Source organism: Streptomyces sp. NPDC102514 (assembly GCF_055584525.1).
Window position 1 is genome coordinate 95,494 of record NZ_JBVJLW010000009.1, and the last position, 22,214, is coordinate 117,707.

At 70.5% G+C, this 22,214-nt stretch carries 24 protein-coding genes; 7 read left to right on the forward strand and 17 right to left on the reverse strand.

Annotation, left to right across the window (positions count from 1 at the left end; genetic code table 11):
- Positions 1-10: 10 nt before the first annotated feature.
- Positions 11-691: a hypothetical protein gene (locus ACZ60E_RS23535; RefSeq protein ID WP_469442892.1), complete on the reverse strand. Its 681-nt coding sequence runs from the start codon at positions 689-691 to the stop codon at positions 11-13.
- The gene (locus ACZ60E_RS23540) at positions 688-873 is read right to left on the reverse strand and encodes a hypothetical protein (protein ID WP_469442894.1); all 186 of its coding nucleotides are present in this window, start codon (positions 871-873) and stop codon (positions 688-690) included. Before ACZ60E_RS23540 ends, ACZ60E_RS23535 begins: the two co-directional genes overlap by 4 nt.
- Before the next feature lie 175 nt (positions 874-1,048).
- On the opposite strand from ACZ60E_RS23540, the gene dapA reads away from it, so the two are divergent.
- Complete coding sequence (gene dapA, locus ACZ60E_RS23545) at positions 1,049-1,981, forward strand: 4-hydroxy-tetrahydrodipicolinate synthase (protein WP_469442895.1); 933 nt, start codon at positions 1,049-1,051, stop codon at positions 1,979-1,981.
- Between the two features lie 14 nt (positions 1,982-1,995).
- On the opposite strand, the gene ACZ60E_RS23550 is transcribed toward dapA, so the two are convergent.
- The 5 genes from ACZ60E_RS23550 to ACZ60E_RS23570 all read right to left on the reverse strand — a co-directional run bounded on the left by ACZ60E_RS23550 (position 1,996) and on the right by ACZ60E_RS23570 (position 6,397).
- Positions 1,996-3,207 (reverse strand): WD40 repeat domain-containing protein, encoded by a 1,212-nt coding sequence (locus ACZ60E_RS23550; protein WP_469442896.1) that lies wholly within the window; start codon positions 3,205-3,207, stop codon positions 1,996-1,998.
- Positions 3,204-3,785, reverse strand: a complete 582-nt coding sequence (locus ACZ60E_RS23555) for a SigE family RNA polymerase sigma factor (protein WP_384813281.1) — start codon at positions 3,783-3,785, stop codon at positions 3,204-3,206. The genes ACZ60E_RS23550 and ACZ60E_RS23555 overlap by 4 nt, the downstream gene beginning before the upstream one ends.
- Before the next feature lie 589 nt (positions 3,786-4,374).
- On the reverse strand, positions 4,375-5,367 hold the full coding sequence (dapD, locus tag ACZ60E_RS23560; protein ID WP_384813230.1) for a 2,3,4,5-tetrahydropyridine-2,6-dicarboxylate N-succinyltransferase: 993 nt from the start codon (positions 5,365-5,367) through the stop codon (positions 4,375-4,377).
- A gap of 102 nt (positions 5,368-5,469) precedes the next feature.
- Positions 5,470-6,030: a TetR/AcrR family transcriptional regulator gene (locus tag ACZ60E_RS23565; RefSeq protein ID WP_453793565.1), complete on the reverse strand. Its 561-nt coding sequence runs from the start codon at positions 6,028-6,030 to the stop codon at positions 5,470-5,472.
- Between the two features lie 46 nt (positions 6,031-6,076).
- Complete coding sequence (locus tag ACZ60E_RS23570; protein WP_107017831.1) at positions 6,077-6,397, reverse strand: DMT family transporter; 321 nt, start codon at positions 6,395-6,397, stop codon at positions 6,077-6,079.
- A 196-nt stretch (positions 6,398-6,593) separates the two neighbouring features.
- Here ACZ60E_RS23570 and ACZ60E_RS23575 point away from each other — a divergent pair, with 196 nt between their 5' ends.
- Positions 6,594-8,378 carry a hypothetical protein gene (locus ACZ60E_RS23575; RefSeq protein WP_469442897.1) on the forward strand — a complete coding sequence of 595 codons (1,785 nt, stop codon included), beginning with the start codon at positions 6,594-6,596 and terminating at the stop codon, positions 8,376-8,378.
- Between the two features lie 412 nt (positions 8,379-8,790).
- The gene (locus ACZ60E_RS23580) at positions 8,791-9,660 is read left to right on the forward strand and encodes an AbfB domain-containing protein (protein ID WP_469442898.1); all 870 of its coding nucleotides are present in this window, start codon (positions 8,791-8,793) and stop codon (positions 9,658-9,660) included.
- 89 nt (positions 9,661-9,749) lie between these two features.
- Here the strand turns inward: ACZ60E_RS23580 and ACZ60E_RS23585 are convergent, their stop codons facing one another.
- The 8 genes from ACZ60E_RS23585 to ACZ60E_RS23620 form a co-directional block, all read right to left on the reverse strand.
- Complete coding sequence (locus ACZ60E_RS23585; protein ID WP_107017666.1) at positions 9,750-10,082, reverse strand: metal-sulfur cluster assembly factor; 333 nt, start codon at positions 10,080-10,082, stop codon at positions 9,750-9,752.
- Entirely contained in the window at positions 10,079-10,546 is a 468-nt protein-coding gene (sufU, locus tag ACZ60E_RS23590; RefSeq protein WP_366785991.1) for a Fe-S cluster assembly sulfur transfer protein SufU, read from the reverse strand. The genes ACZ60E_RS23585 and sufU overlap by 4 nt, the downstream gene beginning before the upstream one ends.
- A 15-nt stretch (positions 10,547-10,561) precedes the next feature.
- A complete protein-coding gene (locus tag ACZ60E_RS23595) occupies positions 10,562-11,836 on the reverse strand; it encodes a cysteine desulfurase (protein WP_107017664.1) in 1,275 nt (424 codons plus the stop codon).
- Positions 11,833-12,597: a Fe-S cluster assembly ATPase SufC gene (gene sufC, locus ACZ60E_RS23600; protein ID WP_210883727.1), complete on the reverse strand. Its 765-nt coding sequence runs from the start codon at positions 12,595-12,597 to the stop codon at positions 11,833-11,835. The genes ACZ60E_RS23595 and sufC overlap by 4 nt, the downstream gene beginning before the upstream one ends.
- A gap of 7 nt (positions 12,598-12,604) precedes the next feature.
- Complete coding sequence (locus ACZ60E_RS23605) at positions 12,605-12,925, reverse strand: non-heme iron oxygenase ferredoxin subunit (RefSeq protein ID WP_384813213.1); 321 nt, start codon at positions 12,923-12,925, stop codon at positions 12,605-12,607.
- Entirely contained in the window at positions 12,925-14,103 is a 1,179-nt protein-coding gene (gene sufD, locus ACZ60E_RS23610; protein WP_384813210.1) for a Fe-S cluster assembly protein SufD, read from the reverse strand. Before sufD ends, ACZ60E_RS23605 begins: the two co-directional genes overlap by 1 nt.
- Positions 14,104-14,169: 66 nt before the next feature.
- Complete coding sequence (sufB, locus tag ACZ60E_RS23615) at positions 14,170-15,594, reverse strand: Fe-S cluster assembly protein SufB (protein ID WP_469442900.1); 1,425 nt, start codon at positions 15,592-15,594, stop codon at positions 14,170-14,172.
- Positions 15,591-16,379, reverse strand: a complete 789-nt coding sequence (locus tag ACZ60E_RS23620; RefSeq protein ID WP_385836283.1) for a helix-turn-helix transcriptional regulator — start codon at positions 16,377-16,379, stop codon at positions 15,591-15,593. The genes sufB and ACZ60E_RS23620 overlap by 4 nt, the downstream gene beginning before the upstream one ends.
- 160 nt (positions 16,380-16,539) lie before the next feature.
- On the opposite strand from ACZ60E_RS23620, the gene ACZ60E_RS23625 reads away from it, so the two are divergent.
- The 4 genes from ACZ60E_RS23625 to ACZ60E_RS23640 all read left to right on the forward strand — a co-directional run bounded on the left by ACZ60E_RS23625 (position 16,540) and on the right by ACZ60E_RS23640 (position 20,271).
- Positions 16,540-17,403 carry an AAC(3) family N-acetyltransferase gene (locus tag ACZ60E_RS23625; protein WP_469442902.1) on the forward strand — a complete coding sequence of 288 codons (864 nt, stop codon included), beginning with the start codon at positions 16,540-16,542 and terminating at the stop codon, positions 17,401-17,403.
- A 68-nt stretch (positions 17,404-17,471) separates the two neighbouring features.
- Positions 17,472-18,395, forward strand: a complete 924-nt coding sequence (locus tag ACZ60E_RS23630) for an ABC transporter ATP-binding protein (RefSeq protein ID WP_453793572.1) — start codon at positions 17,472-17,474, stop codon at positions 18,393-18,395.
- Positions 18,392-19,207 carry an ABC transporter permease gene (locus tag ACZ60E_RS23635; RefSeq protein ID WP_469442905.1) on the forward strand — a complete coding sequence of 272 codons (816 nt, stop codon included), beginning with the start codon at positions 18,392-18,394 and terminating at the stop codon, positions 19,205-19,207. The genes ACZ60E_RS23630 and ACZ60E_RS23635 overlap by 4 nt, the downstream gene beginning before the upstream one ends.
- A 56-nt stretch (positions 19,208-19,263) precedes the next feature.
- Complete coding sequence (locus ACZ60E_RS23640) at positions 19,264-20,271, forward strand: COX15/CtaA family protein (RefSeq protein ID WP_384813197.1); 1,008 nt, start codon at positions 19,264-19,266, stop codon at positions 20,269-20,271.
- Between the two features lie 11 nt (positions 20,272-20,282).
- On the opposite strand, the gene ACZ60E_RS23645 is transcribed toward ACZ60E_RS23640, so the two are convergent.
- A complete protein-coding gene (locus ACZ60E_RS23645) occupies positions 20,283-21,059 on the reverse strand; it encodes a nucleotidyltransferase domain-containing protein (RefSeq protein ID WP_384813194.1) in 777 nt (258 codons plus the stop codon).
- 17 nt (positions 21,060-21,076) lie between these two features.
- Positions 21,077-22,183: an amidohydrolase family protein gene (locus ACZ60E_RS23650; RefSeq protein ID WP_384813191.1), complete on the reverse strand. Its 1,107-nt coding sequence runs from the start codon at positions 22,181-22,183 to the stop codon at positions 21,077-21,079.
- Positions 22,184-22,214: the final 31 nt, after the last annotated feature.

Consider the following 22,214-nt stretch of genomic DNA (forward strand, 5'->3'; position numbering starts at 1 on the left):
TGGGCCGCCACTACCCCTTCCCGGAGCCCCGCTCGCCGAGCCGTGCCAGCTGGCTCTGGAACCAGTCGAGCCGGGCCTGCAGCAGAGCGGCCTCGGCGACGAGCTCGGAGACACCCATCCCCCCGGGCAGCCCGGCCCCGACGGCCTCCGCCACCCCGCCCCCGGCCCGTACGCGCAGCCCTTCCCCGCCCAGCCGGGCGAAAGTAGCCAGGGACACGGCCGTACGCCCCCGTACGCATCCGGCGCAGGAGGCGGCCAGGCCCCGCCAGCCCGGTCTGCCCCAGCCGGCGTCGGCCAGCGCGACGGCGACCGCGCCGCACACGCAGGGTCCGACCGTGGCGGCGCGCACCCGCTGCCGCGCGTACCGGAAGCCGAGGTCGAAGCGGATGTACGCGCCGAGGACCGTCACTTCGAGGAGTACGGCGGCCCGGTGTTCGGCCGTGCACAGCATCGCCTCGGCGGTGGTGCGGTCGTGCACGCAGTGGAAGCCGCAGTCGCAGCGGCGGTGCGGCGCCCGGTGCCGCAGGCCGTAGACGCAGTGCGCCTCGTCGAGGACCCCGTACGGCAGCGCGCCGCCCAGCGACACACCGGTGAACCCGGCCCGGCCGCCGTCCTGGGACAGCACCGGGTGGGCGATCTTGAATCCGGTCGGCGGCTCCGCCGGACGTTCCTCGGGGAGCCGCACCCTCATCGCGCGACCGGAACCTCTTCGGACGCGGACGCCGGCCTCTCGACCCGTTCGGCCTTCTCGGTCCTCTCGGTCGCCTCGGCCCTCTCGGTCTCATCGACCGGTTCGCCGAGCGGAAGTTCGTCGCCCGTCGCCCGCGGTCGTTCCTCCGCGACTCCGGTGGCGAGCGCCTTGCCGAGCCTCATAACGCCTCCCGTGACCGATCTTGACCGATATCACCGACTGCCGTCCCCGTCATGGTGACGCAAACCGGAGCAGGTGCCTAGGGCGCCCCCGAGCAACAACCCAGTAGCATCTCTTACCTGTACATCACAGAAGAATTAAGTGGAGCTTCCGAGTCGGCGCCCCGAGACTACTCCCATGACCGAGACCTCACCCCCACCCCTCCGCCCTCGCTCCCGTCCCCGCCCCCGCCCTTTCGGCCGCGCGCTGTGCGCGATGGTGACGCCCTTCACCGACGAGGGACTGCTCGACCTGGACGGTGCCCAGCGGCTGGCCGAGCGGCTGGTCTCCGAGGGCTGCGACGGACTGGTGCTGTCCGGGACCACCGGGGAGTCGCCGACGCTGACCGACACCGAGAGGTCCTCGCTGGTGCGGGCGGTGGCCGAGGCCGCCGGGAACCGCGCCGCGGTCGTCGCGGGCATCGGGACCGCCGACACCCGCCACTCCGTCCAGCTCGCGCTGGAGGCCGAAAAGGCGGGCGCGGACGGCCTGTTGGCCGTCACGCCGTACTACAGCAGGCCTCCGCAGGACGCCGTCGAGGCACACTTCCGGGCGATCGCGGACGCCTCCGGACTGCCGCTCGCGCTGTACGACATCCCGGGCCGCACCGGCACCCGTATCGAGCCGGAGACGATGCGGCGGCTCGCGGAACACCCGCGGATCGTGGCGGTGAAGGACTGCGCGTACGACCTGCTGGGCACGCAGAAGGTGCTGGCCACGACGGAGTTGGCGTACTACACGGGCTGCGACGAATACGTACTCGCCCTGTACGCGATCGGTGGCGCCGGATACATCAGCACGGTGGCGAATGTGATCCCACGTCATTTCCGGTCGATCATCGACGCGTTCGACCGCGGCGAGACGGACGAGGCGGCCCGCTTGCAGCAACTCGCGATCCCACTCACCGAGTTGATGATGGCTTCCGGTCTGCCCGGCACGGTGACGACGAAGGGTCTGCTGGGCGCCCTGGGTTTGCCGGCCGGTCCGGTGAGGGCGCCGCTGCAGCCCGCCTGCCGCGAGACGACCGACGGACTGCTGACCGCGTACGAGCGCCTGACGGCCGCCGGCTGATCCCCGCCGGCCGATCAGCGGGTGGCGAAGATCGGCACCCAGCGCCCGCCCGCGCCGTCGTTCCCCTGGCGGAAACCGCTCAGCGGAACGGTCTTCTTGTTGCCGATCGTGACGAGGACGAGCCGGTTGTGGAACTCGTTCGTGCCGGGCGCGATGTCCCAGGCGATGAGCCGCTTGTTGTCGGCCCAGGCGAGCAGTTGCTGACCGGGGATCTTGTAGAGCCGCTGGCCGGTGCGGGGGTCGTTGATCTCGGTGGCGGTGGTCTTGACGCCGCCCGCGAAGTCCCCCGCGACGAGCTTCCCGTCGGGCGAGAGCCCTGCTTCGGGGTAGCCGACGTACTTCTCATCGACGGGCACACCGGTCTCGTCGCCGTTCAGGTCGTAGTACTGGCGGTAAGGCTCCGACGAGAGACGCGCGAAGACCAGCGAACCGTCGTGACTCCAGTCGAAGTCATCACGTGAATTCATGGACGAGAAGCCGAACTCGTCCTCCGGCTGCGGCACCTCGTGCCAGTCGGACTCGCCGGACGCCACGTCCACGACGGAGAAGCCGGTCCTGCTGGGGAAGGGGCCGGGCTGCCTCTTGCCGTTGACCTTCATCGGATGGTCCACGTAATTGCGGTCGGGGTTCTTCGCGTACGTGGTCGCGACCAGCTTCTTGCCGTCGGGCGAGAAGGCGACACCGCCGACTCCGTGATCGACCTCGATCCAGCGGTCCACCTTGCCGGTGATCAGGTCGAGCAGTCCGATGCGTTTGGCCGGCAGCTCCTGCTCCAGCACGGCGGCGGTGCGCGAACCGGGAGCGACATCGAGGAAGGCCCACTTCTTGGTCTTCTCGTACTTGCCGGTCTTCTGGTTCAGCAGTCCGTACGTGGGGGTGCGCAGGGTGTCCCCGTTGTCCTGCTTGACGGTCTCGGTGACGTAGAACGCGGCGAGCACGCTGTCCCCCGCCGCGATCAGGTCCCTCGGAGGCGACTGGTCGGGGTGGCCGATGATCGCGCTGCTGTTCATCCGGCTCGCGGGCCGGACCTCGTCGCCGTCACCCAGCAGGGGAACGGCCACCGCGACGGCGACCACGGCCGCCGTGATGCCCGCGGTGGCCACGATCCTGCGGGTCCTGCGCCGCCGCCGGACGGCCAGCACCCGGTCGGTGAAGCCCGCCGGGACGGACACGGCGTCCGCCGCGGTCTCGCGGAGCGCGTCACGCACCAGTTCGTCGACGTTCACGGACGTACCTCCACGGGCGAGAAATCACGGGAAGGGCTCTGCTCGGCGTCCGCCGGGCCGAGGGCGGTCAGCTCCGGCGCGAGCACGCGCAGTCTGGCGAGCGAGCGGTGCGTCGTGGACCGCACGGTTCCGACCGAGCAGCCGAGGATGCGGGCCACGTCGGCCTCCGGCAGGTCCTCGAAGTACCGCAGGACGAGCACGGTCCGCTGCCGGGCGGTGAGCCGCGCGAGCGCTCCGCGCATCAGGATCCGCAGCTCGGTCGCGGAGGTCGCGTCCGCGCCACCCGCCGTGCCGCCTGCGGCGCCGTCCGTCGTCTCCGGCGGCTCGGCGACGGTCAGCTCCCGCCGACGCCACTTCAGCCGCCAGCGGCTCACCTGCTGCCGGTACAGGATCTGCCGTACGTATGCCTCCGGCTCGTCGATCCGGTGCCATCGTCCGGCGGCCTTGATCAACGCGTTCTGCAGCAGGTCCTCGGCCGCGTGGCGGTCGCCGCCGCTGAGCAGCACGGCGGTCTTCAGCAGCGCCGTCGACCTGTTCTCCACGAACTCCCTGAACGCCTCTTGCCCCTGGGCATCCATCGTCACCGTCTCTTCCCCGCGGGCGTCTCCCCCGCTCCCACCCGTACAGACGCCTGCCCGAACCTCCCGCTATGCCTCGACACCCAGCATTCCTCCCCCACGACCGCACGACGCGGGCCCGATGCGCCCGTGAGGGGGGTGACGCTCGCACGACCCGCGCGGGCCCGGTGGGGGCTTGTCGCGCAGTTCCCCGCGCCCCTGAGGTGAATGGGGGTGACAGTCGTCCGACTCGTGCCGGTCCGATGCGGCTGGCCGCGCCGTTCCCCCGCGCCCCTGAGGTGAATGGGGGTGACAGTCGTCCGACTCGTGCCGGTCCGATGCGGCTGAGCGCGCCGTTCCCCGCGCCCCTGAAGGCCAAAAGCAGGGGCGCAGCCCCGTTTTTAGGGGCGCGGGGAACTGCGCGGCCAGCCACACTCAACCCGCACAGGACATCCCAGGGGCGCGGGGGACTGCGCGACAAGCCCCCACCGGGCCTGCACCCGAAAACGCTCGCGAAGACGCACCCGTTCCCGAACACGACGAACGCCCTCCCACCGAGCGTCAGCGGAAAGGCGTTCGTGTCAAGACGTCAAGACAGCGACCCCACAGCTCAGTTGTGGCTGTGAAGAATCTCGTTCAGGCCACCCCACACCGCATTGTTCGGCCGAGCCTCCACCTTCCCGGTGACGGAGTTCCGCCGGAACAGAATGTTCGACGCCCCGGACAGCTCACGCGCCTTCACGATCTGCCCGTCGGGCATCGTCACGCGCGTTCCGGCGGTGACGTACAGCCCGGCCTCCACCACGCACTCGTCGCCGAGGGCGATCCCCACCCCCGCCTCCGCCCCGATGAGGCACCGCTCCCCGATGGTGATGCGGACATTGCCGCCACCGGACAGCGTCCCCATCGTGGACGCGCCACCTCCGATGTCGGAGCCGTCACCGACCACGACACCGGCGGAGATACGGCCCTCGACCATGGACGTACCGAGCGTGCCGGCGTTGAAGTTCACGAAGCCCTCGTGCATGACGGTGGTGCCCTCGGCCAGGTGCGCCCCGAGGCGGACCCGGTCGGCGTCGGCGATCCGGACACCCTTGGGCGCCACATAGTCGGTCATGCGCGGGAACTTGTCGATGGACGTCACGGCCAGGTGCAGCCCCTCGGCGCGGGCGTTCAGCCGGACCTTCTCGACGTCGTCGACGGCCACCGGCCCGAGCGAGGTCCAGGCGACGTTGGCGAGGTGGGCGAACAGACCGTCCAGGCTCTGCCCGTGCGGCTTCACGAGCCGGTGCGAGAGCAGGTGCAGACGCAGGTATGCGTCGTGCGCGTCGACCGGCTTCTCGTCGAGCGAGGCGATGACCGTGCGGACCGCGACGACCTCGACACCCCGGCGGGCGTCCGGGCCGATCGCTTTCACGGCACCTTCGCCGAGCAGTTCCACGGCGCGTTCGACGGGCAGCCGCTCGGAGCCGGAGGGGCCGGGTTCGGCGGCCAGTTCGGGGGCCGGGAACCAGGTGTCGAGGACGGTGCCGTCGGGGGCGATCGTGGCGAGCCCGGCGGCGACGGCGCCGGTGGTGGTGCGTGTAGCAGTCGTGTCGGTCATGACAGAAACCTAACGTGGCGGCCCCCGCCCGAGCCAACCAGCGCCCCCGCCGTCTCAGGTACCGGCCACCCGCACACCGCGCCGCCCGTTGCCCGTTGCCCGCTACCCGCTCGATCCGGTATCCGCTCGACCCGTCACCCGCGCCAGTACCTCCCGCGCGTACTCCTCGTCGTACGGCGCCCCCGTGAGCAGCACCTGCAGACAGATGCCGTCGATCAGCGCGACCAGCGCCCGCGCGGTCACCGGGTCGGTGCGGCGGGCGAGGACGTCGGCGAAGTCCCGGCCGCACTCGTCGGCGACGGGCCGCAGGACGGGCCGACGCAGGGCGGCGAGGTAGAGCTCGTACTCCACCTCCACCCCCGTACGGTCGTCCGCGAGCCATTCGCCGACGAGCCCGGCCAGTTCGGTGGCGAGGTCGGCGCCGGAGTCCCGCAGGGCCTCGCGTGCGGCGACGGTCTTCGCGAAGCCCTCGTTCGCCTGGCGCAGGGTGGCGACCAGCAGTTCGTCGAGGGTCGTGAAGTGGTACGTCGTCGAGCCGAGCGGTACGTCCGCCTCGGCCGCGACCGAGCGGTGGCTCAGCCCCGCGATGCCCTTGGCCGCCACGACCCGGATCGCCGCGTCGATGATCCGCTGCCGCCGCTCGGGGTCGTACCGCCTGGCCATCAGCGGTCACCGTCCGAGCGGCCCGGGTGGCCGCCGCCCGCGGCCATCAGTGCGCCCCGCCCAGGTTCAGCACCACGACCCCGCCGATGATCATCGCGATGCCGGCGAACTTGGCGAAGCTCAGCCCCTCCCCGAGGAACACCGCCCCGATCACGACGATGGCCGCCGTTCCGAGCCCGGCCCAGATCGCGTACGCCGTGCCGACGGACACGGTCTTGAGCGTCTGCGCCAGGAGGAGGAAGGCGACGACGTAGCCGAGGGCGGTCAGCAGCGAGGGCCAGAGCCTGCTGAAACCGTCGCTGTACTTCATGGCGGTGGTGGCGGCCACTTCCGCGGCGATGGCTCCGGCGAGCAGCACATATCCCATACGTACGAGTGTACGCATCGATACGTACGACCGTACACAGAACGGGACCGGCCCGCGGGACGCCTGTGGAAATGTGCGCGGCACGCACCCCTCGTTCGCTCATTTCCCTTATGGCAGAGGGAAGTTACCGCTGGGTACCGTGCGGGACTCCTCTCGCTTTCCGTCCCCTTCCACCCCCTCCCCGATGGAGAGAATCATGAGCACAGGAGTCCCCCCTCGCCGTGCCCGATGGCCGCGTCCCCTCCTCGCGGGAGCGCTCGCCGTGGCCGCGCTGACCGCGGCCCCCTCGGCCGGCGGCGCACCCGCCGAAGCCGACGCCGGCACGACCCCGGCCGCCGTCGCCGACACGGCCCGCACCGAGACGCCGGTGTCCTCCGCCTCCCCGGTCGCGGGCATCACCGAGACCCAGGTCTCCCTGCGGATCCCGCTGCCCGCCGCCGCGGGGAGCCACCCGGCACGCTGCGACCGGCTGGCGTACCTGCGCTACCGCTCCTCGGACGGGCCGTCGAAGTCGGCCGGCGCCGACCGGATCCTGGTCGCCCAGCCCGGCATCCTGGAGGGTGCGGGCGCCTTCGACAGCGTGGCCCGCAACACCGTGCGGGCGGCGGCCGACCGGGGCGAGCACATCGAGTTCTGGGCGCTGGACCGGCGCTCCAACTGCCTGGAGGACAACGCCGGTATCGCGACGGGCAGCGTGAGCCGGGCGGTCGGCTACTACTACGGGGGCCGGCGGATCGACGGCCGCGCTTTCGACGGCTTCCTGACGAACGACCAGGTGGGCTGGCTCGGGGAGGTCGGCCTGGAGCAGACCGTCCGGGACCAGTACGACCTGCTGACCGCCGAACTGCCCGACCAGAGGCTGCGCAAGGAGAAGGTGCTGTGCGGCGGGCACTCGCTCGGCGGGGTGCTCACCGGCGTCTTCTCCACCTGGGACTTCGACGGGAACAGCACGACGACGGCGGACGCGGGCTTCAACCAGTGCGCGGGCTACTTCGCCCTGGACACCACGATCGCCGTCGACCTCGACGACCTGAACGGCGGTTCGGGATCACTCGACGGTGACCTGCTGCCCCGGGGCACGGTCCCGGAGACGGGCCTCGGCTACACCGTCGTACAGGCCGGTCTGCGCTCCGGGGTCCTGCCCCGCTTCCTGGCGCTGCCCGCGGTGATCAACCCGGAGATCATGAACCTGCTCGCGATCAGCGGCCTCGCCGCACGCACCGCGCCCGCCGCGCAGTCCACCCTTCAGAGCGCCCTGCCCGCGAACGAGAACATCGAGACGACGACCCGCGCGATGTTCTCGAAGAACGCGGCCGTGTTCCTGAGCGGCAAGCCCACGATCCGCGACTTCCGGCTGACCAACGAGGCGCTCCTCGGCGCCTTCATGGACGACAACTCGGCCCCGCTGTCGCTCATCCAGACCAGCGTGGGCCTCTTCGACGGCGGCCGGCTCGCCGACAAGGACTTCCCCGTCTCGAACGACGTCCAGGGCTCCCCCGCCCTGTTCGGTACGGAGCTGAAGGCGATCCCGGACGAGCCGGGCGGCCCCCTCTACACCTGGCGCGACTTCGACCGGGTGGGCGCGCCGGACGACCCGGTGCACCGCTCGGCGGACGGTACGCCGTTCACCACGGCCGCCAAGGAGGTCTCGGACATCGGGGAACTGGCCCGCAGCCTCTCCGAGCAGCCGCTGGACTTCACCGAGGACTACTTCCCGACGAAGCTCGTCACGGATCTCTCGCTGGTGGACGACGAACGGATCGCCCGGCACATGACGCACCCCGAGGGCCCGACCGCCCGTCCGGTGATCACCTTCGTCGCCGGTGACGGCATCCTGGCGGACCGTGTCCCGGCGGACAAGAACCCGGTCGTGCTCCCCGGCTACCAGCACCTGGACGTCCTCACCGCGGCCCCGGTCCAGAACGACGGAAGCCGCGAACGGATCGCCGCACTCCTGTCCGCCTTCGGAAAGCGCCCCTGATCGGTCCCTGATCCGCCCCTGATCCGCCCCTGACCCATTAGGCCCAGAGAGGAAATCCTCCGGCCGGACCGGAACTTCCCCTTCCTCCGTGCCCCGGCGCCCGAGCCGCCCCCTCGGGCGCCGGAACCCCCTCTTCGGGGCCCTGATCTCGAATCCTTAAGCCTTGAACTATCTTTCCCGGCCGCCGAGTCCGGAGCCGGCCGCCAACTCGTCCCCCGGCCAAGCCAGTTCAGGCAGAAACCGCTCTCAGGAACGCTTACTCGACCCGCACAAGTTCCACTAATGTTCCCCTCGTCGCGTACACGGATCGCCCGGCCATGGCCGTCCCGTGTGCCCGCGACCTCCGCCTCCTCATGTGCCACGAGCTATGACCGAACCGCGTCGCCATCGGCGACGCCGGGGGGAACCGCGCATGCCCGAAAGAAACACCGAGTCCGCTCCCGACCCGTCCCCCCACCTGCCGAAGGTGTGGGAGACCGGCGAGACCCTGGACCAGTCCCCCATACCCGGGACACGCCGGCTCTGGCTGGCCGGAGCGCTGCTGCTCGCGGTCCTCGCCTCCACGGTGACCGCGGTCACCGTGCTGGACGAGGACAAGGGGGCCTCGGCGAAGGACCGGACGCAGAACACCGCCGCCCAGGACGAGCCGCTGGTCGCCGCTCCGCCCGTCGCCGCCACCGCTCCCAGCGGGAAGAGCGGGCTGGCCGCCCCCTCGCCCTCCGGCAGCACCCCGGACGGCTCCGCGTCGCCCGCGGAGCAGCAGGGCGGCGCCGGCACCGACCCCGTACCGAAACCGTCGGCGTCGAAGTCGAAGCCCGCGTCGGGTGACAAGCCTCCGGCGTCCAAGCCGTCGTCCGCGCGGAAGTCCATCCAGGCGGTCAACTACCCCGACCGCTACTGGCGTCTCGATCACGACTCCGTGCGGCTCGACCGGGTGGACCGGCGCAGCTCCTCCAGCGCCAGGCAGGAGGCCTCCTTCAAGCTCGTCCCGGGTCTCGCCGACGCCGACTGCGTCTCGTTCTCGCTGGGGAACGGCCGTTATCTGCGGCACGCCCAGTTCCGGCTGCGCGCCGACCGCCACAACGGCTCCGAGCTGTTCAAGAAGGACGCCACCTTCTGCCCGCGCCCGTCGGCGTTCTCCGACGCCGTGATGCTGGAGTCGGTCAACTACCGCGGCCGTTTCCTGCGCCACCGTGACTTCCGGCTGCGCCTGGACCCGTACGACAACAGCCGTCTCTACCAGGCCGACTCGGCGTTCCGCCTGGTCAAAGGCCTGGGCTGAGCCGCACAGGACCTGACCGGCCCCTCACGCACGCGGCCCCCGGCGCAATCGCCGGGGGCCGCACACGTACGGACCGGGTCCAGGGGTGCTCAGACGTTGAAGCCGAGCGCCCGAAGCTGGTCACGGCCGTCGTCCGTGATCTTGTCCGGGCCCCACGGCGGCATCCACACCCAGTTGATGCGGAGCTCGTTCACGATGCCGTCCGTGGCGGACTTGGCCTGGTCCTCGATGACGTCGGTGAGCGGACAGGCCGCCGACGTCAGGGTCATGTCGATCGTCGCGATGTTCGCGTCGTCGATGTGGATCCCGTAGATCAGTCCGAGGTTGACGACGTCGATGCCCAGCTCGGGGTCGACGACGTCGTACAGCGCCTCGCGGACTTCTTCCTCGGAGGCCGGTTTCATCTCGATGGTCTCGCTCATGCCGTCTTCCTCTCGGCGCCGGCCTCGCCCAGGGCCTGGGCCGTCGCGTCCTTCCAGGCCATCCAGCTCAGCAGCGCGCACTTCACGCGGGCGGGGTACTTGGAGACCCCGGCGAACGCGACCGCGTCCTCCAGGACCTCCTCCATGGCGTCGTCCGGCTCGATACGACCCTTGGACTGCATCAGCTCCAGGAAGGTCTCCTGGATCTTCTGCGCCTCGGCCAGGTCCCGGCCCACGAGCAGCTCGTTCAGCACGGAGGCGGAGGCCTGGCTGATGGAGCAGCCCTGGCCCTCGTACGAGACGTCACTGATCGTCGTGCCGTCGTACTTCACCCGGAGGGTGATCTCGTCGCCGCACGTCGGGTTGACGTGGTGCACCTCGGCGTCGCCGTCCCGGAGACCGCGCCCGTGGGGGTGCTTGTAGTGGTCCAGGATGACTTCCTGGTACATCGAATCAAGCCTCACGACTCAGCCAGCTCCTCAGCCGAAGAAGTTCCGTACGTGCTCCAGGCCGTCGACCAGTGCGTCGATCTCGGTCGGCGTGGAGTACAGATAGAACGACGCTCGTGTGGTCGCAGGAATTCCGTACCGCAGGCAGACCGGCCGTGCGCAGTGGTGTCCGACCCGGACCGCGATGCCCTGTTCGTCGAGAACCTGGCCCACGTCGTGCGGGTGGATGTCACCCAGCGTGAACGAGATCGCCGCGCCGCGGTCCTCCGCGGTCGTCGGGCCGATGATGCGCAGGCCCGGGACCTCGGCGAACCGCTTCACCGCGTACTCGGTGAGCGCGTGCTCATGGGCGAGGATCCGGTCCATGCCGATCGCGCTCAGATAGTCGATGGCCGCACCGAGACCGACCGCCTGGGCGATCGGCGGGGTGCCCGCCTCGAACTTGTGCGGGGCGGGAGCGTAGGTCGACGAGTGCATCGACACCGTCTCGATCATCTCGCCGCCGCCGAGGAACGGGGGCAGGTCCTCCAGCAGCTCCTGGCGGCCCCAGAGGACGCCGATGCCGGTCGGGCCGCACATCTTGTGGCCGGTGAAGGCCACGAAGTCGGCCTGCAGGGCCTGTACGTCCAGCGGCATGTGCGGGGCTGCCTGGGAGGCGTCGATGCAGACCAGCGCACCGACCTCCTGTGCACGGCGCACTATCGCCTCGACCGGGTTGACCGTGCCCAGGATGTTCGACACCAGCACGAAGGAGACGATCTTCGTCTTCTCCGTGATGATCTCGTCGATGTTGGACAGGTCGAGCCGGCCGTCGTCGGTCAGGCCGAACCACTTCAGCTTCGCGCCCGTGCGCTGCGCGAGCAGCTGCCACGGCACGATGTTGGAGTGGTGCTCCATCTCCGTGATGACGATCTCGGTCTCGTGGTCGACCCGGTAGGGCTCGTCGGCCCAGCCGAGCATGTTGGCCACGAGGTTGAGCGATTCCGAGGCGTTCTTCGTGAAGATGACCTCGTCGCGGCTCGGCGCGTTGATGAACGCGGCGACCTTGTCGCGCGCGCCCTCGTACAGCGCCGTGGCCTCCTCCGCGAGCACATGCACACCGCGGTGGACGTTGGCGTTGTACTGCTCGTAGTAACCACTGAGGGCGTCCAGCACCTGGCGCGGCTTCTGCGAGGTCGCCGCGTTGTCCAGGTAGACGAGCTTCTTACCGTCGTGGACCTGGCGGTCCAGGATGGGGAAGTCCTTACGGATCGCCTCGTCAAGTAGTTGAGATGTTCCCGTGAGGAGGCCCGGCAACTGCGTCACGCTGATGCTCCACCCTTCACGTACTTGTCGTAGCCCTCGGCCTCAAGCTGGTCGGCGAGCTCGGCGCCGCCGGACTCGGCGATGCGGCCGTTCGCGAACACGTGCACGTGGTCGGGCTTGATGTACCGCAGGATGCGCGTGTAGTGCGTGATCAGCAGGGTGCCGACCTCGCCGCTCTCACGGACGCGGTTGACGCCCTCGGAGACGACGCGCAGGGCGTCGACGTCGAGACCGGAGTCGGTCTCGTCGAGGATCGCGATCTTCGGCTTGAGCAGCTCCAGCTGAAGGATCTCGTGGCGCTTCTTCTCGCCGCCGGAGAAGCCCTCGTTCACGTTGCGCTCGGCGAAGGCCGGGTCCATGTTGAGGCGCTGCATGGCCTCCTTGACCTCCTTGATCCACAGGCGGAGCTTGGGGGCCTCGCCTCGGATCGCGGTGGCGGAGGTGCGCAGGAAGTTGGAGACGGAGACACCGGGCACCTCGACCGGGTACTGCATCGCCAGGAACAGGCCCGCGCGGGCGCGCTCGTCGACGGACATCTCCAGGACGTCCTCGCCGTCGAGGGTGACGGTGCCGCCGGTGATCGTGTACTTCGGGTGTCCCGCGAGCGAGTAGGCGAGAGTCGACTTGCCGGAGCCGTTCGGGCCCATGATGGCGTGGGTCTCGCCCTGCTTCACGGTGAGGTCGACGCCCTTGAGGATCTCCTTCGTGGCGTTGTCGGCCTCGACGGTGACGTGCAGGTCGTGGATTTCAAGCGTTGCCATGGGTTCCTCAGGACTCCTGGGTGAGGGAGACGAGCACGTCGTCCCCTTCGATCTTTACGGGGTATACGGGGACGGGGCGCGTCGCGGGAAGGCCGGACGGCTTGCCGGTTCTGAGGTCGAACGCGGAGCCGTGCAGCCAGCACTCGATCTGACAGTCCTCCACCTCGCCCTCGGAGAGCGAGACGTTCGCGTGCGAGCAGATGTCGTGGATCGCGAACACCTCCCCCTCGGTCTGCACGACCGAGACCGGCGTGCCGTCGAGTTCCACCCGTTTCGGGGTGTCCTTCTCCAGCTCGCTCAGCCCACAGGCGCGTTGGAAGGCAGTCATCAGACGGACGCCTCCAGCTCCTCGTCGATCCTGGCGAGAAGGCGTTCCTGGATGTCGGGGACGCGGATCTGCTGGACCAGCTCGGCGAAGAAGCCGCGGACCACCAGACGGCGTGCCTCGTCGGCCGGGATGCCGCGGGCCATCAGGTAGAAGAGCTGCTCGTCGTCGAAGCGGCCGGTCGCCGAGGCGTGTCCGGCGCCGACGATCTCGCCGGTCTCGATCTCCAGGTTCGGCACGGAGTCGACCCGGGCACCGTCGGTCAGAACCAGGTTGCGGTTCATCTCGTAGGTGTCCGTGCCCTCGGCGGTGGCCTCGATGAGGACGTCGCCGATCCACACCGCGTGGGCGCCGTCGCCCTGGAGCGCGCCCTTGTAGGCGACGTTCGACTTGCAGTGCGGGGTGTTGTGGTCGACCAGGAGGCGGTGCTCCTGGTGCTGGCCGGCGTCCGTGAAGTACAGGCCGAACAGCTCGGCCTCGCCGCCGGGGCCCGCGTAGGCGACCCGCGGGTGGAGGCGTACGAGGTCGCCGCCGAAGGTGACCACGAAGGACTTGAAGGTGGCGTCGCGGCCGATCAGCGCGTTGTGCTGGCCGACGTGGACGGCCTTGTCGTCCCAGTCCTGGACGGAGACGACGGTGAGCTTGGCGCCGTCGCCCAGGACGTAGTCGACGTTGGCGGCCAGGACGGCGTCACCGGTGTGGTCGATGACGACGACGGCCTCGGCGAAGGCTCCCAGCTCGATGACCTGGTGGCCGTAGGCGACCCCGCCCGCGCCGTGCACGGCGATGCGGATCGGCTCGGTGAGGACCGTCTCCTTGGGGACGGTGACCACACCGGCCTTCTCGAACGCCGAGTAGGCCTGGGCGGCGATCCGGTCGACCGGGGTCGCCCGGCCGAGCCGCGCGTCGTCGCGGCCGACGGTCTCGACGGTGACGCCCTCGGGCGCGTCGATGTCGACCTTGACGCCGTCGCCGGTGGCGACCGCGGTGCCGTCGTGCAGCCCGCGCAGCCGCTCCAGTGGCGTGAACCGCCACTCCTCCTCTCGGCCGTGGGGGACGGGGAAGTCCGCCACGTCGAAGGACGGGGGCGCGCTCATGCGCGTGGCGACGGTCGACTCGGCGGCCACCGCGATCTGGCCGGCGGTCGTACTGCCGACCGGGATGTTCTGAGCCTCAGCCATGGCTGTCGGTCTGCTCTCTTCCTACGTCTACGTCAGAAATCTGGCGACTGCTCCGGAGGGCGGGTCCTAGCCGACCGCGCCTTCCATCTGCAGCTCGATCAGCCGGTTGAGCTCCAGCGCGTACTCCATGGGCAGCTCCTTCGCGATGGGCTCGACGAAGCCGCGCACGATCATGGCCATCGCCTCGAACTCGGAGAGGCCGCGGCTCATCAGGTAGAAGAGCTGGTCGTCGGAGACCTTGGAGACGGTCGCCTCGTGGCCCATGGACACGTCGTCCTCGCGGACGTCCACGTAGGGGTACGTGTCCGAGCGGGAGATGGTGTCGACGAGCAGCGCGTCGCACAGCACGTTCGACTTCGAGCCGTGGGCGCCCTCGCCGATCTCGACGAGACCGCGGTAGGACGTACGGCCGCCGCCGCGCGCCACGGACTTCGACACGATGTTCGAGGACGTGTTCGGCGCCATGTGGACCATCTTGGAGCCGGCGTCCTGGTGCTGGCCCTCGCCCGCGAAGGCGATGGAGAGGGTCTCGCCCTTGGCGTGCTCGCCCATCAGGTAGACGGCCGGGTACTTCATGGTGACCTTGGAGCCGATGTTGCCGTCGATCCACTCCATGGTCGCGCCCTCGTACGCCACGGCGCGCTTGGTGACCAGGTTGTAGACGTTGTTCGACCAGTTCTGGATGGTCGTGTAACGGCAGCGGCCACCCTTCTTGACGATGATCTCGACGACCGCGGAGTGCAGCGAGTCCGACTTGTAGATCGGGGCGGTGCAGCCCTCTACGTAGTGCACGTAGGCACCCTCGTCGACGATGATCAGGGTCCGCTCGAACTGGCCCATGTTCTCCGTGTTGATACGGAAGTAGGCCTGGAGCGGGATCTCGACGTGCACGCCCTTCGGCACGTAGATGAACGAGCCGCCGGACCACACCGCGGAGTTCAGCGACGCGAACTTGTTGTCGCCGACCGGGATGACGGTGCCGAAGTACTCCTTGAAGAGCTCCGGGTGCTCCTTCAGCGCGGTGTCGGTGTCCATGAAGATGACACCCTGCGCCTCCAGCTCCTCGTTGATCTGGTGGTAGACGACCTCGGACTCGTACTGGGCCGCGACACCGGCGACGAGGCGCTGCTTCTCCGCCTCGGGGATGCCGAGCTTGTCGTACGTGTTCTTGATGTCCTCGGGCAGGTCTTCCCAGGACTGCGCCTGCTTCTCCGTGGAGCGCACGAAGTACTTGATGTTGTCGAAGTCGATGCCCGAGAGGTCCGAGCCCCAGTTCGGCATGGGCTTCTTGCCGAACAGGCGCAGGCCCTTGAGCCGGAGATCGGTCATCCACTCCGGCTCGTTCTTCTTCGCGGAGATGTCCCGGACGACGTGTTCGTTGATACCGCGCTTGGCAGAGGCACCAGCCACGTCGGAGTCGGCCCAGCCGTATTCGTAGTTGCCCAGACCCTCGAGCTCGGGGTGGGCGGTCTCCTCGATGGGGAGCGTCATGCGGGGTTCCTCCCGGCGGTACGTGCGGATGCGTTATCAGTGGTCTTGGAAGGCGTGGAAACTGGTGGAGCCTTGGAAATCTTCGGGCTGTGGGAAATCTTGGGGATGAAGGTCGTGCAGACGCCGTCGCCGTGGGCGATGGTGGCCAGCCGCTGCACGTGAGTACCCAGCAGCTGGGAGAAGAACTCGGTCTCCGCCTCGCACAGCTGCGGAAACTGCTCGGCGACATGGGCGACCGGGCAGTGGTGCTGGCAGAGCTGCTCACCGACCGGTGCGCTGCGCGCCGTAGCAGCGTACCCGTCCGCGCTCAGGGCCTTGGCCAGGGCTTCGGCCCGCTTCTCGGGAGCGGCGGACTCGACCGCCTCGCGGTACGCACCGGCCTGGGCGGCCATCCGGGCGCGGGCGAAGGCGACGAGCGCCCCCTCCCCGCCCTCACGCTCGGCGATCCAGCGCAGGGCGTCCGCGGCGAGCTGGTCGTAGGACTGGTCGAAGGCGTCCCGGCCGCAGTCGGTCAGGGCGAACACCTTGGCGGGCCGTCCGCGCGTACGAGCGCCGTAGACCCGCTGTTCACGGGGCTCCACGACGTCGTCGGAGACGAGGGCGTCAAGGTGCCGGCGGACGGCCGCCTGGGTCAGACCCAGGCGTCCGGCGAGATCGGCCACGGTCGACGGGCCGTGGTCCAGGATGGACCGCGCGACCCGGTTGCGCGTGGAGCGCTCCCCGGTCGCGAGTTCCTCCTGAGGGGCCCCCGTGGGGGTCTCCTGAGCCTCGCCGACGTATTTCACAACACCATTGTTGCGTAATTCCTCAGAGAGTGACAAGCCGTGTCCGCGCCCGATGGGGTGCGGTGCATCACTTAGGTAAACCTAATCTGACCTGCGGGAACGATCTTTGATCGATCAATTCGGTGGCATGGCCCGGGGTCGTCGGCAAGACTGGGGAACCATGCCGACACCCCCTCCCACCGGCCCTCTCGTCACGCGCGACACCCTCGCCGCGGACCTGCGCGCCCTGGGCGTACGCCCCGGCGAGACGCTCCTCGTACATTCGTCACTGCGTTCCCTCGGATGGGTCAACGGAGGAGCGGTCGCCGTCGTCCAGGCACTCCTGGACGCGCTCGGTCCCGACGGCACCGTCGTGGTCCCCACCCAGTCCGGCCACCTCTCCGACCCGGCCCTGTGGAGCAGCCCGCCCGTGCCCGAGGAGTGGTGGCCGACGATCCGCGCCACGATGCCCCCGTACGACCCGCTCGTGACGCCCTCACGCGGGGTGGGCGTGGTTCCGGAGACCGTGCGCTCCTGGCCCGGCGCCCTGCGCAGCGCGCATCCGCAGACCTCCTTCGCGGCCGTCGGCCCGGCCGCGGCGGCGATCGTCGAGGAGCACGCGCCGGACTGCCGGCTCGGCGAGCACAGCCCGCTGGCGCGTCTGGAGGAGAGGGGCGCCCGGGTCCTGCTGCTGGGCGCGGGCTACGACACCTGCACCGGCTTCCACCTGGCCGAATACCGCATACCCGCACCCCGCGTCGAGGTGGGGCGGCCGGTCCTCGCTCCGGAGGGGCCCCGCTGGGAGACGGTCACGGAGGTCGCGATCAGCTCGGACGAGTTCGACACCCTGGGCGCGGATTTCGAGCGGGACCGTCCGGTCGTACGGGGCCGGGCGGGCGCGGCCGACGTACGGCTGTTCCCCCTGGCGGACGCGGTCGCCTACGCGGAGCGGTGGCTCGCGGTGCACCGTTCGCGCGAGGAGTGGATCACGAACGACGTGCCCCTCCCACGCGCCGTTGCGCGCGCCGTCCCGCGCCGCCCGTGACGCGCCCCGCCCTCATGTGCCCGCCCGGCCGTCCCTAGACTTGGCGACCATGCGAAGTGAGGCCGCCCATGCGAAGTGACCCCGTCGTCCAGGTCAGCGGTCTGGTGAAGCGTTACGGCGGGAAGACCGCCGTGGACGGCCTGGATCTGGTGGCCCGGGCGGGCATCACGGCCGTACTCGGACCGAACGGCGCGGGCAAGACGACCACCGTCGAGAGCTGCGAGGGATACCGGCGCCCCGACGCCGGAACGGTCCGGGTACTGGGCCTCGACCCGGTGCGCGAGGCCTCGGCCCTGCGCCCCCGGATCGGTGTGATGCTCCAGTCCGGCGGCGTCTACTCGGGCGCCCGCGCCGACGAGATGCTCAAGCACGTGGCCGGGCTGCACGCGCATCCGCTGGACGTGGCCGCCCTGATCGACCGCCTGGGTCTCGGCAGCTGCGGCCGGACCACGTACCGGCGGCTGTCCGGCGGCCAGCAGCAGCGCCTCGCGCTCGCCATGGCCGTCGTCGGACGCCCCGAGCTGGTCTTCCTGGACGAGCCGACCGCGGGCCTCGACCCGCAGGCACGCCGGGCGACCTGGGAACTCGTCCGCGAGCTGCGCGCCGACGGGGTCTCGGTGATCCTGACCACGCACCACATGGACGAGGCCGAGCAGCTCGCCGACGACGTGGCGATCATCGACGCCGGCCGGGTCATCGCGCAGGGCTCCCCCGAGGAACTGTGCCGCGGCGGCGCCGAGAACACCCTGCGGTTCGGCGGGCGCCCCGGCCTTGACGTGGCCTCCCTCCTCAAGGCCCTCCCGGCGGACTCCACGGCGGTCGAGCTGACCCCGGGCTCGTACCGGGTGGGCGGCAAGATCGACCCGCAGCTGCTCGCCACCGTCACGAGCTGGTGCGCCCAGCACGGCGTGATGCCGGAGAAGATCTCCGTGGAGCGGCACACCCTGGAGGACGTCTTCTTGGAGCTCACCGGTAAGGAGCTGCGCGGATGAGCGCGGAAACGACGGGAACGGGAACGGGACCGGACGCCCGGTCGACGGCCGCGGGCACCTACGCGCCGAAGCCGGGAGCGGCCCCGCTGCCCCGCATGATCGCGACGCAGGCGGCCCTCGAAACGAAGATGCTGCTGCGCAACGGCGAGCAGCTGCTGCTGACGGTGATCATCCCGACGCTGCTGCTCGTGCTGTTCAGCGCGGTGGACGTCGTCGACACCGGTGACGGCAAGGCCGTGGACTTCCTGGCGCCGGGCATCCTGGCGCTGGCCGTGATGTCGACGGCGTTCACCGGCCAGGCGATCGCGACGGGCTTCGAGCGGCGGTACGGCGTGCTGAAACGGCTCGCCGTCTCCCCGCTGCCCCGCTGGGGCCTGATGACGGCCAAGAGCCTCTCCGTACTGGTCACGGAGATCCTCCAGGTGATCCTCGTGACGGTGATCGCCCTCGCGCTGGGCTGGTCGCCGCACGGCAACCCGTTCGCCGTGCTGCTCCTGCTGGTCCTGGGCACGGCCGCGTTCTCGGGGCTCGGTCTGCTGATGGCAGGGACGCTGAAGGCGGAGGCCACGCTGGCCGCCGCGAACCTGGTCTTCCTGCTGCTGCTCATCGGCGGCGGGGTGATCGTCCCGCTGGACAAGTTCCCGCAGGGGGCGCAGGACGTCCTCGGTCTGCTGCCGATCTCGGCCCTCTCGGAGGGGCTGCGGGACGTGCTCCAGCACGGGGCGGGGATGCCCTGGGGCAACCTCGGGATCCTGGCCGTGTGGGCGGTCGTGGGCCTGGCGGCGGCCGGACGGTTCTTCCGCTGGGAGTGACGGCACACGGCGGTCCGGAGGGGCCTCGTGAACGCGTGCACAAGCGGCCCCCTACGATGGAGCCCGTGCCGAACGTGACCCGAGCGGACGCCGCTCAAGCCGTGCGCAACCCGCTCGCCTTCATCGCAGGGCGCTGGACCCCGTCCCCCCGGACGGTCCGGCGCGCCGCTCTCGCCGCCCTCGTGATGGCGGTACTGATCGTGGTGACCGGTGGTGCCGTCCGGCTGACCGGCTCGGGCCTCGGCTGCCCGACCTGGCCCAAGTGCACCGACGACTCGCTCACCACGACGAGCGAGATGGGCGTGCACGGCGTCATCGAGTTCGGCAACCGCATGCTGACGTACGTGCTGTGCGCGGCCGTCGGCTGGGCGATCATCGCCGCGCGCTCGCAGAAGCCGTACCGCCGCAGCCTCACCCGGCTCGGCTGGACGCAGTTCTGGGTCGTCATGAGCAACGCGGTCCTCGGCGGGGTCGTCGTCCTCGTGGGCCTGAACCCGTACACGGTCGCCGCGCACTTCCTCCTCTCCACCGCGCTGATCGCCGTCGCCACGGTGATGTGGCAGCGCACCCGTGAGGGTGACGGCTCACCCCGTCCGCTGGTCGGCAAGCCGGTGCTGCAGATGGCGTGGATCCTGGTCACCGCCACCGTCCTGCTGATCGCGGTGGGCACGGTCGTCACCGGCGCGGGCCCGCACGCCGGCGATTCGAGCGAGGTGCACCGCATCCCGCTGAACTGGGAGGACGTCACCAAGCTGCATGCCGTCCTGGCGTGGATCGTGGTGACGCTGACCTTCGCGCTGTGGTTCGTCCTCAAGGCCGTCGACGCGCCCCGCGGCCCCCTGCAGCGCACCCGCGACCTCTTCCTCGTGCTCCTCGCGCAGGGCGCCATCGGCTACGTCCAGTACTTCACCGATCTGCCGGAGGTCCTGGTCGGCCTCCACATGTTCGGCTCCTGCCTGGTGTGGATCGCCACGCTCCGCGTCCTGCTGGCGCTGCGGGAACGCCCGGAGACCGTGGCGGACCTGCCGGGCCAGTCGACGGAATCGGCGCTCAGCCGCACCTGACCCGTCACAGCTCACGTGTACGCGGCCACGAGGCGGTCGATCGCCGGGCCGAGATAGTCCCTGGTCAGCTGCCCTCTGCGGGCCTTCCACGCCTGGATCTCCCGAACCTCCCGGAGTGGCGTCCCCGACTGCGGGTACCGCCGCCCGCGGATGTCCGCGACCACCTCGACGGGCGCGCCGAGGCCGGGCAGCAGATCCAGGGCCTCGCGCTTGGTGATCAGCCGGCCGTCCTTCAGGGTGACCGCGGCGCGCGCGTGGGTGGTCATCCCGACGTCGACCCACGCGTCCTGGGTCCAGTTGCTCGTACGGTCCACCTCGCGGCGCCAGAAGTCCCGCTGGTCCCGGACCACGAACGCGGCGAGTTCGCCGTCCGTCACCGGCGGCAGCAGGGTGTCGGGCCGCTCGCCGGACAGGACCAGTCCGAAGGAGTGCAGTTCGCGCCGGGTCACCGGGGTGACCGGCCGCCGGAAGAGCTGCTGGTGCGCCCAGGTGAGGTGTCGCCGCTCCGGATCGGCGGCGGTGCCGGGCGTCAGATAGCTGCAGTGCAGTCTGGCGACGAGCGGTTCGTCGCGCAGCCGGGCGTGCAGCCGGGCCACGTACCAGACCGTACGCGGGGTGATCGGACCGTCCAGGACCACGATCAGGTCCAGGTCGCTGCGGTCCTCCTGGTAGTCGCCGCCGCCCTCGGAGCCGAGCGAGCCGTGTGCCCACACGGCCAGGGGGTCGAGGCCGCGCAATGCGGTGCGGAAGCGGTCGAGGAGCCGGTCGGTCGCGTCGCTGCGAGTCATGCGCCCAGTCTGTGCACTCACTCCACTCCGTACACCCGCTTCGCGTTGCCCGCCGCGATCAGTCCCGCGACCCGCTGCGCGTCGACCAGCGACCAGGCGCCCTCGGCCACCCAGGCGCCGAGCACCCGGGCGAGCGCCTCACGGAAGAGACGTGCGCCGACCACATGGAGTTCGGGCAGGCCGTGGGCCCCGCTGGAGAAGAGGAGTTTCCCGAAGGGGGCGAGCTCCAGGATCTCGGAGAGCACGGCCGCCGCCCGCGCGCCGGTCCGTACGAGCGCGGCGCCCAGATCGGCGTACACGTGCGGGAACACCCCGGCGAGATGCGCCGCGTGCCGGTGGTACGGGTAGCCGTGCAGCAGCACCAGATCGGTGCCGAGCCCGGCCGTGGCGCGGGCGAAGTCCGTGAGCAGGACCGGGTCGGTGCGGTCGATGCGCAGGCCGGGCTCGCCGAGCCCCGCGTGCAACTGGAGCGGGCGGCCGGAGGCGACGGCGATCCACAGCAGATGCCTGAGCAGTACCGGATCGCTCAGCGGGCCGCCCACCCGGCGGCCCGCCAGCCAGCGGCCCGCGGCGCCCCGCACCTCACCGGGTCCCGGCGGTTCGGGTGCGAGCGCGAGGCCGTGCCGTACGCCCGCCACGGAGGTGAAGGCCACGGCGGTCGCGGCGGCCCCGTGCACCGACTCGGCGAGGTTGGCGAGGAACGACTCGACGGTGCCGGAGGTGTCGGCGACCTGCTCGGCGAGCAGTTCGAGACGGACGATCTCGTGGGCGTCGGCGGCGCCCGTGGAGGCCATCTCGCCGGGTCCGGTCAGATCGCCGGGCAGCCCGGTGTCGACCAGGTACGTCGTGATGCCGCTCCCCCGCAGCAGCTTGCGGCCCGCCTCCAGGACACCGAGTTCGCGGCGGCGGGCCAGGTAGCGGGCGGGCGGGCAGTGCGGTTCGAGACCGAGGAGCGGGGGGCACCAGCGGCGTACGGCGAAACCGGTCTGGGTGTCGAAGAACGTGGTCCCGGCGGCGGGTGGGCCCTCGCCGCGGGCCAGGTGGGCCTCGAAGGTGCCGAGGCCCAGCTCCGTCCGCAGTACGCCGTGGCAGTACTGGTCCACCAGCGACGGCGTTTCGATCATCCGGACCTCCCCCACGTGTGGCTCCGCCTGG

Excerpts from the sequence above, each read along its gene's own strand:
- ACZ60E_RS23535 (WP_469442892.1), bottom strand. The coding sequence starts at position 691 with ATGAGGGTGCGGCTCCCCGAGGAACGTCCGGCGGAGCCGCCGACCGGA.
- ACZ60E_RS23540 (WP_469442894.1), bottom strand. The coding sequence starts at position 873 with ATGAGGCTCGGCAAGGCGCTCGCCACCGGAGTCGCGGAGGAACGACCG.
- dapA (WP_469442895.1), top strand. The coding sequence starts at position 1,049 with ATGACCGAGACCTCACCCCCACCCCTCCGCCCTCGCTCCCGTCCCCGC.
- ACZ60E_RS23555 (WP_384813281.1), bottom strand. The coding sequence starts at position 3,785 with ATGGATGCCCAGGGGCAAGAGGCGTTCAGGGAGTTCGTGGAGAACAGG.
- dapD (WP_384813230.1), bottom strand. The coding sequence starts at position 5,367 with ATGACCGACACGACTGCTACACGCACCACCACCGGCGCCGTCGCCGCC.
- ACZ60E_RS23565 (WP_453793565.1), bottom strand. The coding sequence starts at position 6,030 with ATGGCCAGGCGGTACGACCCCGAGCGGCGGCAGCGGATCATCGACGCG.
- ACZ60E_RS23570 (WP_107017831.1), bottom strand. The coding sequence starts at position 6,397 with ATGGGATATGTGCTGCTCGCCGGAGCCATCGCCGCGGAAGTGGCCGCC.
- ACZ60E_RS23575 (WP_469442897.1), top strand. The coding sequence starts at position 6,594 with ATGAGCACAGGAGTCCCCCCTCGCCGTGCCCGATGGCCGCGTCCCCTC.
- ACZ60E_RS23580 (WP_469442898.1), top strand. The coding sequence starts at position 8,791 with ATGCCCGAAAGAAACACCGAGTCCGCTCCCGACCCGTCCCCCCACCTG.
- ACZ60E_RS23585 (WP_107017666.1), bottom strand. The coding sequence starts at position 10,082 with ATGAGCGAGACCATCGAGATGAAACCGGCCTCCGAGGAAGAAGTCCGC.
- sufC (WP_210883727.1), bottom strand. The coding sequence starts at position 12,597 with ATGGCAACGCTTGAAATCCACGACCTGCACGTCACCGTCGAGGCCGAC.
- ACZ60E_RS23605 (WP_384813213.1), bottom strand. The coding sequence starts at position 12,925 with ATGACTGCCTTCCAACGCGCCTGTGGGCTGAGCGAGCTGGAGAAGGAC.
- sufD (WP_384813210.1), bottom strand. The coding sequence starts at position 14,103 with ATGGCTGAGGCTCAGAACATCCCGGTCGGCAGTACGACCGCCGGCCAG.
- sufB (WP_469442900.1), bottom strand. The coding sequence starts at position 15,594 with ATGACGCTCCCCATCGAGGAGACCGCCCACCCCGAGCTCGAGGGTCTG.
- ACZ60E_RS23625 (WP_469442902.1), top strand. The coding sequence starts at position 16,540 with ATGCCGACACCCCCTCCCACCGGCCCTCTCGTCACGCGCGACACCCTC.
- ACZ60E_RS23630 (WP_453793572.1), top strand. The coding sequence starts at position 17,472 with ATGCGAAGTGACCCCGTCGTCCAGGTCAGCGGTCTGGTGAAGCGTTAC.
- ACZ60E_RS23635 (WP_469442905.1), top strand. The coding sequence starts at position 18,392 with ATGAGCGCGGAAACGACGGGAACGGGAACGGGACCGGACGCCCGGTCG.
- ACZ60E_RS23640 (WP_384813197.1), top strand. The coding sequence starts at position 19,264 with ATGGAGCCCGTGCCGAACGTGACCCGAGCGGACGCCGCTCAAGCCGTG.
- ACZ60E_RS23645 (WP_384813194.1), bottom strand. The coding sequence starts at position 21,059 with ATGACTCGCAGCGACGCGACCGACCGGCTCCTCGACCGCTTCCGCACC.
- ACZ60E_RS23650 (WP_384813191.1), bottom strand. The coding sequence starts at position 22,183 with ATGATCGAAACGCCGTCGCTGGTGGACCAGTACTGCCACGGCGTACTG.